Annotated in this window: 11 protein-coding genes; 6 read left to right on the top strand and 5 right to left on the bottom strand. The window is 52.6% G+C overall.

What is annotated here, in order from left to right:
• Positions 1 to 46: 46 nt before the first annotated feature.
• Entirely contained in the window at positions 47 to 517 is a 471-nt protein-coding gene (locus tag LVQ76_RS20815) for a YehS family protein (protein ID WP_232904351.1), read from the top strand.
• Between the two features lie 45 nt (positions 518 to 562).
• Here the strand turns inward: LVQ76_RS20815 and LVQ76_RS20820 are convergent, their stop codons facing one another.
• Both LVQ76_RS20820 and LVQ76_RS20825 read right to left on the bottom strand, forming a co-directional pair.
• Positions 563 to 1,531, bottom strand: coding sequence for an XdhC family protein (locus tag LVQ76_RS20820; protein ID WP_232922377.1), 969 nt, complete (start codon positions 1,529 to 1,531; stop codon positions 563 to 565).
• A gap of 2 nt (positions 1,532 to 1,533) precedes the next feature.
• Positions 1,534 to 2,106, bottom strand: coding sequence for a nucleotidyltransferase family protein (locus LVQ76_RS20825; RefSeq protein WP_232922395.1), 573 nt, complete (start codon positions 2,104 to 2,106; stop codon positions 1,534 to 1,536).
• A gap of 205 nt (positions 2,107 to 2,311) precedes the next feature.
• Between LVQ76_RS20825 and LVQ76_RS20830 the strand changes: the two genes are divergently transcribed.
• Genes LVQ76_RS20830 through LVQ76_RS20840 form a run of 3 tightly spaced genes read left to right on the top strand, consistent with a single transcriptional unit; the run spans position 2,312 to position 6,893 of the window.
• Positions 2,312 to 5,101 (top strand): xanthine dehydrogenase family protein molybdopterin-binding subunit, encoded by a 2,790-nt coding sequence (locus LVQ76_RS20830; RefSeq protein ID WP_232922378.1) that lies wholly within the window; start codon positions 2,312 to 2,314, stop codon positions 5,099 to 5,101.
• Positions 5,098 to 5,652 carry a (2Fe-2S)-binding protein gene (locus LVQ76_RS20835; RefSeq protein ID WP_120065299.1) on the top strand — a complete coding sequence of 185 codons (555 nt, stop codon included), beginning with the start codon at positions 5,098 to 5,100 and terminating at the stop codon, positions 5,650 to 5,652. Before LVQ76_RS20830 ends, LVQ76_RS20835 begins: the two co-directional genes overlap by 4 nt.
• Positions 5,649 to 6,893, top strand: coding sequence for a cytochrome c (locus LVQ76_RS20840; protein WP_232865182.1), 1,245 nt, complete (start codon positions 5,649 to 5,651; stop codon positions 6,891 to 6,893). Before LVQ76_RS20835 ends, LVQ76_RS20840 begins: the two co-directional genes overlap by 4 nt.
• Before the next feature lie 93 nt (positions 6,894 to 6,986).
• Here LVQ76_RS20840 and LVQ76_RS20845 read toward each other — a convergent pair whose 3' ends face one another.
• Complete coding sequence (locus LVQ76_RS20845) at positions 6,987 to 7,142, bottom strand: hypothetical protein (RefSeq protein WP_232922379.1); 156 nt, start codon at positions 7,140 to 7,142, stop codon at positions 6,987 to 6,989.
• Between the two features lie 619 nt (positions 7,143 to 7,761).
• Between LVQ76_RS20845 and LVQ76_RS20850 the strand changes: the two genes are divergently transcribed.
• The gene (locus tag LVQ76_RS20850; RefSeq protein WP_232865185.1) at positions 7,762 to 9,561 is read left to right on the top strand and encodes a carbon starvation CstA family protein; all 1,800 of its coding nucleotides are present in this window, start codon (positions 7,762 to 7,764) and stop codon (positions 9,559 to 9,561) included.
• Between the two features lie 51 nt (positions 9,562 to 9,612).
• Here LVQ76_RS20850 and LVQ76_RS20855 read toward each other — a convergent pair whose 3' ends face one another.
• Both LVQ76_RS20855 and LVQ76_RS20860 read right to left on the bottom strand, forming a co-directional pair.
• Positions 9,613 to 9,996, bottom strand: a complete 384-nt coding sequence (locus LVQ76_RS20855; RefSeq protein WP_232865186.1) for a hypothetical protein — start codon at positions 9,994 to 9,996, stop codon at positions 9,613 to 9,615.
• 201 nt (positions 9,997 to 10,197) lie between these two features.
• The gene (locus tag LVQ76_RS20860; RefSeq protein WP_502258300.1) at positions 10,198 to 12,612 is read right to left on the bottom strand and encodes a DUF3772 domain-containing protein; all 2,415 of its coding nucleotides are present in this window, start codon (positions 12,610 to 12,612) and stop codon (positions 10,198 to 10,200) included.
• A 438-nt stretch (positions 12,613 to 13,050) separates the two neighbouring features.
• On the opposite strand from LVQ76_RS20860, the gene fimA reads away from it, so the two are divergent.
• Positions 13,051 to 13,602 (top strand): type 1 fimbrial major subunit FimA, encoded by a 552-nt coding sequence (gene fimA / locus LVQ76_RS20865; RefSeq protein ID WP_232904344.1) that lies wholly within the window; start codon positions 13,051 to 13,053, stop codon positions 13,600 to 13,602.
• Positions 13,603 to 13,630: the final 28 nt, after the last annotated feature.

Genomic DNA, 13,630 nt, shown 5'->3' on the forward strand with positions numbered 1-13,630 from the left:
TAGAAATACCCCCGCTTGCAAGATTTAGAACGAGAGAATCACCACTATGATGAATAACGACGTATTACGCAGCGTGCGCTACATGCTGAATTTGGGCAACGACGACATGGTGAAAATCTTCGCCCTGACCGACACTGCCGTTACTGCCGAGCAGATTGTTAGCTGGACCAAAAAAGAAGACGAAGAGAACTTTAAACTTTGCCCGGATATCCTGATGGCAAACTTCTTGAACGGCCTGATTTACTTCAAGCGCGGCAAAGACGAAAGCAAACCGGCACCAAAAATCGAACGCAAGATGACCAATAACATCATCCTGAAAAAGCTGCGTATTGCGTTTGATTTGAAAACTGACGACGTGCTGGAAATTCTGACCTCACAAGAATTCCGTATCTCTATGCCAGAAATCACCGCGATGATGCGCGCCCCAGAGAACAAAAACTTCCGCGAATGTGGCGACCAGTTCCTGCGCTACTTCCTGCGTGGTTTAACTGCACGCGTACACGTAGCGAAGAAGTAAGATTTATTGCGGTGGATGTTGCCTACGCACATCCACCCAAAAATACTATCCCCGCGCTTCGTTCTTCCGCTTCACAATATCTGCCATCACCGCCAACGCAATTTCAGCCGGCGTTTTGCTGCCCAGCGGCAGGCCAATCGGCGCATGAATACGCTGCAACTCTTCAGGATTTAATTCGGCGATTTTTTGCAAACGCTCCAGCCGCTTTGCGCTGTTTTTCTGCGAACCCATTGCGCCAATATAAAACGCGGGCGTATTCACCGCTTCCATCATGGTTAAATCATCCATGCGTGGATCGTGGGTTAGCGCGACAATTGCCGTATTCGCGTGGCAGGAATTTTGTTCGAGATAGTTCGCGGGAAATTGTTTCAGCAGCGTGATGTCGGCTTTAAGCTGTGCGGAGAAATTTTCCAGCGCTTCCGGGCGATTCTCGCAAACTAAGACTTCAAAACCCAACGAGCTGGCAAAATCGGCGCAGTACAGCGCAACGCTGGAAAGCCCGGCAATTAGCAGGCGCGGGGCGGCGGCGACATGCAAAGTAATCTGCTGCCCGTTGCGCTCAACCTGGGTGATATCGGCAAATTCGGTAACTTCAAGGTGGCGACAAGGCTCGGGAAGCGTCAGACGTTTTTGCAAGGCAAAATGGCCAGCCAGCGCAGCGGCCATCTTTTCCAGATACATAATATTGCTGGGGGTGGCAGAGAGATATTCGACCAAAATATCCAGCACCCCGCCGCAGGGCAACGCAATACCCGGCTCCAGACCACCTTCGCCATAACGCACAATCTGGCTGGCTTGCTGGTATTCACCCTGAGCAATACGCTGCAAAAAATCCTCTTCTACACAGCCACCGGAAAGTGAACCACAAAAACGATTGTCGGCTGTTGCCACCATTAACGCACCTGGTGAACGGGGTGAGGAACCATAGGTATTTAAAACCGTACATAACCAGACGGGTTGTTGTTCCAGCCATTCACGAGCCTGGTTAATCACACTAATATCAATGTGTTGCATGATTACTCACTCCTTTGAACCAGTTGTGATGGGAGATCAATATCGCGCTGGGAATCGGCATCTTCAATTTCGATGAGGTGCACGGATTCGCCACGTAACAACTCACGTGCGCCGTTGTCACCGGTTAACTGACTGAGTTTGCTGTACCAGTTACGGTCGAAGGCCACGGGATGACCCGGTTGCGTGCTAACACATGGCCGCACCAGCGTGTGAGATTTCAGTGCATCGGCCACCTCCACAAACACCGCCGGTGGAACAAAAGGCATATCCGCAAGATGAATCAGCCAGCCTTGCCAGTTCGCATTCGCGCGAACACCGGCTGCGATCGACTCACCCAACCCAGAACTTTCAATCAGCGTAACGGGAATCTGCTGTGCGAGGCACAACGCCTGAACCTGGCTGTTTTCCGGCCGCGTCACTACGTGCACTTGCAGACCAGAAGCCAGTGCATTACGTAGCGTTTGCGCAAACATGCTTCTGTCGTTGAGCAACGCGTTAAGTTTATTGCCTTCGCCGCCCGCTTTTTTGAAGCGTTCGGCACATCCTGCGGCGGCAATAATAATGCCTGCTTTCATGTTCAAGGGTGATTCCTCACTACCTTCCTGATTACGCAATATGATGAGTAATTTGCGCAACAATGTTTTTTTTATGAAAATGAGATGTTAATTCTCACATGGTTTAGCTTAAATATATATATACTTATATTCACTACGGAAATGAATAAGAACTACGCATAATTGTTTGAAAAAAAGACAATAATAAATTTAAATGGGATGTTTTATGAGCAATTTTAATCCATCACGGCGCAGTTTTATTAAACGCGCGGTGGTAGCCGGAGTCGCGGTGTATCTTGCCCCTCTCTATAGCCGTGCGTATGCCGCGCTGTTCGAACAAAAAATCCTTCACTCGCCGAACTGGGATGCCAAAAACAAGCGCATCCGTTTCCGAATCGACGGGAAATCAAAAGTGATGGGGCAGAAAGTCTTTGCCCGCGATATTCGCGCGGTAGACATGCCTCATTGGCCGCAGAAACAGGCTCACGCCTTTATTCTGCGCACCACCAAAGCCGACAGACTGTTTAGCGGTATCGATCTCTCTTTATTGGGTGATGAGCTGAAACCGGATCGCATCGTCACCGCTGAGGATCTGGCGCGTGATGGCCTGGCATTCCCGGCGTTCTACGGCGAAGACATGCTGCTGCCAACCGGCAAAACGCCTGCCTATCTCGGCCAGGCCGTGGCGATTTTGATCTACCACGATTTTGCCCGTTTCCGTTTCGCCAAAGACAAACTGAAATTCAAAGATGAAGTGATTCAGTACGGTGCCGAAACCGGCCCGCTGGAACGTGACCCATGGGGAACCTTCCGCTTCGTGCGCGTCGGCGGCGCTACCTCGCAGGACGACGATCATTTCTCCAGCCTGAAAGACATGCCGATTTTCCCGGTGTCGATGAAAAAGCATTTGCCGGTTTGGCCGGAAGGGCGCGAAGGCGGCAAGCTGGATGAGGAAGGCATGTTCTATGCTTCTCAAATTGCCGCCGAGCTGAAAAACCCGCCGCAGAACTGGCTGGTGATGAACCGCCGCTACACCTCGCAATCCATCGACACCGCCGCCCTTGAGCCGGATAACGCCAACGGCTGGTTCGACCCCGCCACGCAAACGCTGCATATGGTGGTGCCGACGCAGTCCCCGCAGGAGGTGGCCGACGAAATGCCGCGCATGCTGGCAAAAGCCACTTCACCGGTAAAACAGCTAATTCTGCATCCGTGTTACACCGTGGGCTACGGCTCGAAAGATCACTATAACTTCCCATATTACGGTGCGGTTGCCGCGATGTATGGCGATGGCCATCCGGTGCGCCTCGCCAATGACCGCTACGAGCAGTTCCAGACCTCAATCAAACGCCACGCGTTTGACATGAATTACACCATCGCGGTGAACAAACAGACCGGCGTGCTGCAATCGTTTTTAGGTGATATGACCGCTAACGGCGGCGGGCGCAGCAACTTTACGCCATCAGTTGCCATGGTCGGCGCGACGGCTGCGCAATCCATTTACTACTTCCCGAAAAGTGATTTGTCGGCGGTTGGCATAGCTTCCCGCGCTATCGACGCCGGTTCCGCTCGCGGCTACGGCACGTTGCAAAGCATGGCCGCCACCGAAATGATGGTTGATGAAATCGCCGCCGAGCTGAATATCGACCCGATTGAATTCCGTATGCGCAACGCGCTGAAATCCGGCATGAAAAACACCCAGGGCGCCATTCCGGCCGGGGCGATTCGCGTGGATGAAGTGCTGGCGAAAGCGGCAAAACATGAAATCTGGCTGAAACGTGCTGAACGCAAAGCCGAATTTGAAATGAAAAATCCGGGCAAGCGCTACGGCGTCGGCTTCGGCTGCGTGCAAAAAGACTTTGGCACTGGTGCCGAAACCTCGTTTGCGCGTGTGGAATTGAGCGCCGACGGGCGCATCACGCTGCACCACAGCGGCGCGGAAATGGGCACCGGCATGTCGACCTCGCAATCGGTATTGTGCGCGCAATGGTTGGGGAAACCTGCCGACGAAGCGCATTTCTCCGTCACCGACTGGAGTTCACTGCCGATTGTCACCAGCGGCGACCCGTACATTATGTCCCAGGAAGAGCAGGACAAACTGGCGGCTAATCCGGCGTGGTCACCGTCTTACTGCTCGCCATCGAGCGCCAGCAACTCGGCCTTTTACTTCTCGCACAGCACGCGTGAAGCGGCGCGTTTAGTGTTCGAGCAGGGCGTGTGGCCTGCGGCGATGGCAATCTGGAGTACCGGAATCGGCGGCGGCCAGGCGGCACCGTTAGTGGTGCGTATCGACGATGCCCGTTGGGTTGAAGGTGGCTTAACCGCGGCCGGAATGGAAATTATCAGCATCGAATTGTTGGCGAAAAAAGCCCATGAAATGGGGCTGATGACCGGTGCTGCGGTGCACGTATTCAACCGCTGGCAGTGGGCAGAAGCCGATTTCAAACTGGGAGAACAAAGCCGACGTCTGCCGATTGACGGCCTGTCGGTGCGCAACGGCAACGGCGAATTCGTAACGCTTGCTCGCGAACACGTTTATTACCCGCCAACCCAGCGTAACAACGCGGCGGTGACGTACTACAGCGCGGTCGGCACCCTGGCAGAAATTGCGGTCAGCCTCGCAACCGGCGATGTCGAACTGCTCAATCACCACTCGATTATGGAATGCGGCAACTTGATCGTGCCGGAACTGGTTTCCGGGCAGTTGCAGGGCGGCCTGGCGATGGGTATCGGCCACGCGCTCCACGAATATTTACCTCTCTACGAAGACGGGCCGGGTAACGGCACATGGAACTTCAACCGTTATCACATGCCGCGCGCCAGCGATGTTGCCGTCTGGAAACAGACCGGCGATATCCTGCCTGCGCTTTCGGAAACAGACCCGCCTAAAGGCATGGCAGAAGTCGTGATGATCCCGGTGGTTGCCGCGATTGTTAACGCCCTTGCCGACGCCACCGGTCACCGTTTCCGTGATTTGCCTGTCCGTGCTGAAAATATTCGTGAGGTATTACCATGAGCATCAAAACCAAACCAATGACCCTGACCATCAACAATAAACCGTACGGCCCGATTGACGTGCCGGAAGGGTTGATGATGATCGATTTCCTCCACGAATACGTTTATCTGACCGGTTCGCGCCTCGGCTGTGGGCAGGGCATTTGCCACGCCTGTGTGGCGATTGTCGATAATCCAAGCGGCACCAGCGAAGAAGTGCGCACCTGCATTACCGGCGCGCATTTCTTTAACGGCAAAAAAGTCCGCACCGTGGAAGGCCACGCTAAAGTTGACGAGCAGGGCGAAGTCGTCGAGCTTTCGCCAATCCAGCAGTCATTCCTCGATCACTACAGCTTCCAGTGCGGCTACTGCACGCCGGGCTTTGTGAATGCCGCGACGATTTTTGTTGAGAAACTCAAGCGCGAGCCGATCGAGCGCGACGAACTGGAAGGCGCAATTTCCCAGGCGCTGGAAAACCACATCTGCCGCTGCACCGGCTACGTGCGTTACTACGAAGCCGTGCGCGACGTGGTGCTGAAAACGCCGGGGCTGGTGAAGGAGGCGGTGAAATGAAAAAGCGTCTCACGCTAATCGTATTGGTGATTATCGCCATTATCGTGGCGATTCTGTACTGGCGGGAATACCGCACCTATGACGGCCCGGTGCAAAAAGTCACCGCCAGCAAAGAGCAAATCGAGCGCGGCAGTTATCTTGCCAAAGCGGCTGACTGCGCGGCTTGCCACACGGCATCCGGCGGCGCACCGCTGGCGGGCGGCTACCCGCTGGAATCCCCATACGGCACGATCTACGGCAGCAACCTGACCCCGTCGGCTGATTACGGAATTGGTCGCTGGACGAAAGATGATTTCTATAAAGCGTTGACCGAGGGCGTTGGCCCAACCGGACGCCATCTGTTCCCTGCGATGCCATACACCTCGTACAAAAATATTTCGCGCCAGGATTCTGACGATATTTACGCGTATCTGATGACCCGCCCGGCGGTAGACGTGAAGACGCCGGATAACGAAATGACCTTCCCGTTCAACCAGCGTATCGCGCTGATTGGCTGGAATATTATGTTCCATGACAAAGATCCATTGCCTGCTATTTCCACCGGCAACTCAGCCGACTGGCAGCGTGGGCGTTATCTGGCTGACGTGCTTGGGCACTGTGGCGAATGCCACACCGAACGCGGATTACTCGGCCAGATGAAGCTCGACAAAGCGATGCAGGGCGGCGAGTTAGGGCGCTTTATGGCACCGGATATTACGCCGAAAGCGTTAGCGCAACGCGGCTGGACGCCGGGCGACGTGAAGCAATTCCTCACCACTGGCATTGCGCCACAGGGCAGTGCGTTTAGCGAAATGCACATGGTGGTGGATCTGAGCACGCAGCATTTGACGCCTGAAGATCAAAAAGCGATGGCGACGTACCTGATGGGCGAAGCGCCTCCGGCGGCGATCCCGGCGAAACTCGGCCAGGGCAACGAAGCAGGGCGCATGACGTATCTGGATCAGTGTGCAGGCTGCCACGCCCGTGAAGGCGAGGGCAAACCGCACGTTGCGGTTTCGATGCTGAACAACGCGACGCTGCGCCAGCCCGATGCGAAGAACCTGATCGTTTCGGTGATGGACGGCCTGCCTGCGCAGAATTTCCCTAACGGGGAGAGTATGCAAAGTATGCCAGGGTTTGGTGATCGTCTGAACGACGAGCAAATTGCCGAATTGGTGAATTATCTGCGTGTGACATGGGGTGGTTTGCCGGGGGATGTGACGGTGGATCAGGTTAAGGCGCTGAGACCAGCGCAGAAGTAAACTGGGGGATTATGTTGGGCACGGTGGTGTTCCGTTCACCTGGAAGTTATTAGATCCCATAAATATCGATGAACGGTGAACGGGTAAGGGGGATTACGACATCCCCCTTACGACCCCGTCGCCCGGCAAATCAATCGCCGCTGCGCGGTAAACACCGTTTTTCACCCAACATTCGGGGTCGTTCGCGATTCGTTTATTCGGCACATCCCTGTGCCGAACCACTTCGTGGCCAACGCAAGCGTTGTTCAAAAATGTTCCTGACATTTTTGTCCGACGATCGCTCTCTCACGTGGTTCCCGACCACGTGACCCCGACTGAAGGGTAAAAAACGGCGCGATTGGAGCCGGGAACAAGGTCAAAACCAGCGCGGTGTGGTCTGTTGGTTTTGGTTTTGGTTTTGGTTTTGGTTTTGGTTTTGGTTTTGGTTTTGGTTTTGAAGTTGACCTTTGGTTCCGGCTTCAATCGCCTCCATTTTGAGTCCAGGTGGCCGGGTCCAGCCGTCGGGAACGGCTGGAGGGCGCGATCGTCTGGAACGAATCGCAACCGACCCGGACACGGAGGCAAAATGGAGGTTTACCGCTTGCGGCGATTGATTTGCCGGACGCCGGGGTTGCCAGGGGGCTGGCGTGAGCCACCTGGCACGTTCACCGTTCGCAGATTTATGAAGGATCGAAGTACTTTTAGGTGAACGGAAAACCACCGTCCTGGCATAGGACTCACTCTGACAAGAGGAAATCCAAAACCGCTCCCCCCCCATTTGCAACCGCTTAACTCCCCATTCAACCGCTCACCAAAACACCCGCCTATTGCATAACCAACCCATGCCAGCATAGCGCTGAACTTTTTACCTTTGGCAATGGAGTGGGTTATGCAACACGCACTAACTTTTGTTATCGCGACTTTGTGTGTTCTGACCATCTGCTATCGTCTTTATGGGGTGTTTTTCGTCCGTAAAGTTCTGAATGCTGATGACTCAGAAATCACACCGTCACATGTTCTTGAGGACGGCAAAGACTACGTCCCGACAAAAAAATGGGTTAACTTCGGCAGCCACTTTGCCGCAATTGCGGCAGCAGGGCCGTTAGTCGGCCCTGTTCTGGCGGCACAATACGGTTATCTACCGAGCTTCTTATGGCTGCTTATCGGTTGTGTGGTGGGTGGTGCGGTGCACGACACCGTAGTGCTTTTCGCCTCGATGAAACACCGCGGGAAGTCACTCTCAGAAGTGGCAAAAGCGGAGCTCGGCCCGGTGGCTGGCTGGTGTACCGGGCTTGCTATGCTATTCATCATCACCATTACCATGGCGGGTTTGTCGATGGTGGTGGTGCATGCACTCGAACGTAACCCATGGGGCACGTTCGCGGTGTTTATGACTATCCCTGTAGCGATTTGCGTTGGCCTCTGGGAGCGTTATACCGGCAGTATGCGCGGTGCAACCTGGGTTGGGATTATTGTTATCTTCGCCTGTGTGATCATTGGCCCATATATTCAGGAATCTTCATTTGGCGAGTGGCTGAGCCTTCGTGCCTCAACAGTGAGCCTGGTGCTGCCGTTCTACGCGTTCTTCGCCACAGCGCTGCCTGTCTGGATGCTGCTGACACCACGTGGTTATCTCTCAAGTTTTATGAAAATCGGTGTTTTCGGTGCGCTGGTCGTTGGTGTGGTGTTCATCAACCCGGAAATTCAGTTCCCGGCGGTGACGCAGTTTATCCACGGTAATGGCCCTGTGCTGGCAGGACCGGTATGGCCGTTTATTTCTATCACCATCGCCTGCGGCGCGATTTCCGGTTTCCATGCATTTATCGGTTCCGGTACCACGCCTAAGCAAATCGACAAATGGAACGATATTCTGCCCGTTGCTTTCGGTGCGATGCTTGCGGAATGTGTAGTCGGTGTGATGGCGCTTATCGCTGCCACCTCGTTGCATCCTGCTGACTACTTTGCCATTAACTCCTCGCGCGAAGTGTTTGCTGGCCTTGGTATGGATGTGGTGAATTTGCCGCAGCTTAGCGAATCTATCGGTCTTGACCTTTATGGACGTACTGGTGGGGCTGTAACACTTGCCGTCGGTATGGCTGATATCTTTACGCGTATTCCGTGGTTCAGCCATCTGGCATCCTACTTCTTCCAGTTTGTCGTGATGTTTGAAGCGGTGTTTATTCTGACAGCCGTAGACTCCGGTACTCGCGTTGCACGTTACTTGCTGCAAGATTTCCTCGGCGATATTTGGCCACCACTCAAACGCACTAACTGGATGCCGGGTGCAATTGGTTGCAGCATCGTCGCTTGCCTGTTGTGGGGCTATTTGCTGAACTCTGGCGATATCAACTCAGTGTGGGCATTGTTTGGTGTTTCTAACCAGCTAATGGCTTCAATCGGACTGATGATTGGCGCAACCATTATTCTGCGTATGTCGGAAAAACGCTGGTACGTGCTGACCTGTCTGGTGCCACTGTCTTATCTGTATGTGACAGTAAACTATGCGGCTTACTGGATGGTGAAAAACGTCTACTTCAATAGTGCAGCCAAAGGCTTCAACATTTTCAATGGGACGATTTCAATTGTGATGGTGGCATTGGGGCTGGTGATTATGGTGGCGTCGATTCAACGCTGGGTGGTGTTGTGGCGTGCTCGCGGGAATTCCGAGCCAATTGAGTTGTTGTCTTAATAGCAATTGATTTGAACAGTGCTAAAAGCCGGTCTTCCATGACCGGTTTTTTTATTGGCAGGCTTTCGCTTCTGCTTTGGTCAGGTCACTACGGCTGCAATCCAGTGGACGACCGGATACGCCTTTAGCGTCAATGGCGGCTTGCTCTGCAGAGACAATCATTCCGTTTGCGCGATGTTTACCGGTCCAACTGACACCTGCAGTTCCGTCCGGATTTATGGAGATAGACAACACAACGCCCTGGCCTGTCGCTTCGTAGTAGTTATCGTTCACCTTCTTCAGCTTCATCTCTTTGCCGTTCAGGTAAACCGGGCCGCCCTGGTCGATATGTACATCACCCGGGTGGCCTTTACCGTTGAACAGCGGCAGCGCAGCACTAGCAGAAAAAGCGACAAAACCCAGAACCATCACTAACGTTTTCAGTTTGCTCATCATTAACTCTCTTATCAGAATTTGTTCTCAATCTATTCACAAGCGTGAATATGAGAAGGGAAATATTTCCGGAGCGAGATAATGCTGCCGGGCGAGATGACCGATACTGATTTATATCAAATTGGTGAATGGGTTTTATGGTGAATATTCTTAATAGTGATAAATGATGGCCGCAATCTGGTTTAGCACATTGCGGCCAGGTATTTACTCTTCGGTTACAACTTTGCTTGTTGGCTGCTCAAGGATCATCGTTTGTGTCTGGCTAAGGCTAATTCCTGCCGCGCGCAGCATTTTGAGGATCTCATAAAGCAGGTCACTTCGCGTTGAGCTGACCATTCGCGGGCTGTTCACATAACCGGTAACGCTCAGCACAATCCCGGTTGGCCCCAGTTCTTTAAAGCTGACTGAGGGCTGAGGTGTTTCCAGAATTGATTCATGCAGATTATATGCCTCAAGCAGTAAATTACGGACTTGCTCAGGGTCGATATCCAGCGGGAAAGTCAGGCTAATCGTTGCGACACCCTGCGCATTGCCCATAGTGGCGTTTCGTACGTTCTGCGAAATAAGCTGGGAATTCGGCACAATGACCGTTGATTTATCGCCTAATTGAATCTCTGTGGCACGTACGTTGATACGCCGGATATCTCCTTCAACCCCGCTGATACTCACCAGATCGCCCACTTTTACCGGACGCTCGGTCAACAGAATTAAGCCGGAAATAAAGTTCTTCACAATTTCCTGCAAGCCAAAACCGATACCAACCGACAGGGCGCTGACTATCCATGCCAGTTTGTTCCATTCGATACCGAGCATCGACAACGTGAGCATGATAATCAGCACGTAACCGACGTTAGTGAACAGTGTTACCAGCGAAGCACGCAGGCCGCGGTCCATATTGGTTTTTGGCAGGAAATCGTTATCCAGCCAGCGACGAGTTGAGCGCAGAACGTACCAGCCCACCACCAGACACAACACCGCATTAAGTGCATGTGCCGGGATGATGTTCATCCCTTCGAGGCCTTTACCACCCCACATATCAGCGATTTTAGTCAGTAACTCCATTGGCGTTGTAGTGCCGAAGGTACCGTTAAGCAAAGCGACTGCGGCCATTACCAGCAGTGATGTCTTCCCAACCGCTGAAAACAGAGTCGCGGCAAGCGACAGATGGCGGTCGTTGAGACTCAGCGTGCTTTTAAGGATTTTCCCGCTGTGGGTTGACGGAGAGAATACCGCTTCACACAAGTCCACCACGAAGTGAATCAGCAGATACAGGCTGCAAACCACCAGGCCAATCCACAACAATTCAAAGGTGACGAAACGGGCCAGTGGAATGTAACCAATCAACAGCGCCAGCAGGATAACAAAAGCGGTGAGGCTGATGACGAGGTGAATAAGGCCCGCAACGGTTGAACGCGCTTCTGTTTGCTCACCTTCGGCACGCATTTTCCTGCGTATCCGGTTGACGCGAACAGGTGCAATCAGGCAGTTGAGTGCAACCAGCAAAGCGGCCAGACCATTACCAAATAACGTGGCATCAATACTCGCTCCAACCAGCGAGTTCAACTGCTCGATGATACCGAAGATAAATATGAAGGCTGCCAGTAAAATCGGGAATGACGCCAGCGTTTTTGCCAGCGGGTCGGCAATACCCGGCAGACGCCAGGAGGGGTGACTATTGGAGAGCAATGCGATGCCAAGACCGGCAATCACCGCGGAAAAATAGGTCAGCTCGACCAATTGTCCGGCAAACTCATTAACCCATGGCGAGGTATCAGGCAGGCGCGTGAAGGTATAGCACAGCAACTGCATGCTGATACCCAGCGTCAGCGTAGTACTTAAAGTTGTGAAACAGGCGAGGAAACTGCGGCGAAAGCGGCCTTGCGGCAGCCAGCGAGGCAGAATCCAGTTCATTGGTTTATCCAGCCCGAACCGACCAAATACCCCAATCCCCAGCGCGAGTAACAGATAGATACCCGAACCTATTCGCCATTCATCGCTCCAGGCCTCGGCCCAGGCATCACTAATCTGAGTGCCAAATTCACCGAAGCGTGCAGCGTCTTTGTCGTTGGGTTCGAATACGGGTGACCAGAATTTTTCGCCAAGAATACTGCCGGTATTCAGGGCAATTTGTGTTTTCAGCGCATCGCGGCGCAATCCAGAAATTTGCGAAGAGAGGTTTTGCGCGGCAACTGCAATGGCTTTGGTTTGCTCGATTTGTGTGGTGAGCAAGGTTTTACTGTTGTTCAGTTGTTTGCGTTGGCTAACAACTTGCGGCGTTTCGGCCAGTGCCCCTGGTGCCGGTGCCGGTCCAAGAACATCCAATTGCGCCTGAACCTGAGTTAATTGTGGTGCCAGTGCAACGGCGAGCTTATCGGCTTCACTCACCAATTTTTGCGAATCGTCATTTAGGCTGGTGAATTGTTTATCGGTTTTTGCCGCGGATACTCGCTGCTTAAGTGAATCCAGGCGCTTTTGCAACGCGGGAATGACCGTGCTGGCATTGATCTTAACCGGCTCTTCACTGGCTGTTTGCTCGGTAGGGTCATCCGCATGAGACGGGAAAGGCATCACCATTAAACAAGACAACAATGCCAACAGCAGCAAAGGCATTTTTAACATTTTTGGTATCATCAGGACAGATCCAGTGAATCAATAAATTAGCGGCGTAAAAACAATTTGCTAAGAATATCTTGAATTGGCGCTGAGTGTACCAGGTTTTATCTGCTTAATTCACCAGACGTCACCCTTCATGGTGCTTCTTCGTCAGCATCACTCATCCATCCGGAAGTCGTAGGTCGATATCTTAGAGCTTAATAGGACATTGCTGAGGCAAGATAAAGGTTTGTTACATGTTATTAAATATTCATTTAACTTAAATTGCTCATCGTCGAAGAGATGGTGTTTTAAATATTAATTTAGACTTCATTGCTAACGATAAATAAATGTCTCCTTAAGGATTGAGGTGAGGGGGTTGGCTATATATGACCCCGGTTATTCACTGGAATAATGAAGGATGCATTATTCACACAGGGTAATTTAATAATTAAAGGAATCTCGATGAAATTCAGCAAAATTGCGTCCTCTTTGGTTGCAGGTATTGCATTAGTGAGCGGTGCAGCACAGGCCGATGTAGTGACTGTAAATGGCGGTACGGTTCACTTTAAAGGTGAACTGGTGAATGCGGCCTGTGCGGTAAGCACGCAGTCTTCCGATCAAACGGTGAAACTGGGCCAATACCGTACGGCGGCGTTTACTAAAGTGGGTGACACCTCCGCGCAGATCCCATTCACCATCGTGCTTAACGATTGCGATACCACAGTCTCCACCCTGGCTTCTGTCTCATTCTCAGGCCAGACTGACGGCACCAACCCTACGCTTCTGGCGATTAACTCGGGTGACAACAGCACCACAGCAGGCGGCGTCGGTATCGAAATCCTCGACAGCAAATCGAAAGTGTTGACCCCGGATGGTTCTGTCTTCTCCACCGCGCAGACACTGATTGACGGGACGAACACCTTGCCGTTCACCGCGCGCTATAAATCTACCGCAGCCATCGCAACAGCAGGCCAGGCCAACGCTGATGCGACATTTGTAATGAAATACGAATAAGCAAGTTTTGCAGGGATAACGCAAGCCT

Origin of the sequence: Buttiauxella cochleicola (assembly GCF_021283185.1) — a bacterium.
Lineage (GTDB): Bacteria > Pseudomonadota > Gammaproteobacteria > Enterobacterales > Enterobacteriaceae > Buttiauxella > Buttiauxella massiliensis.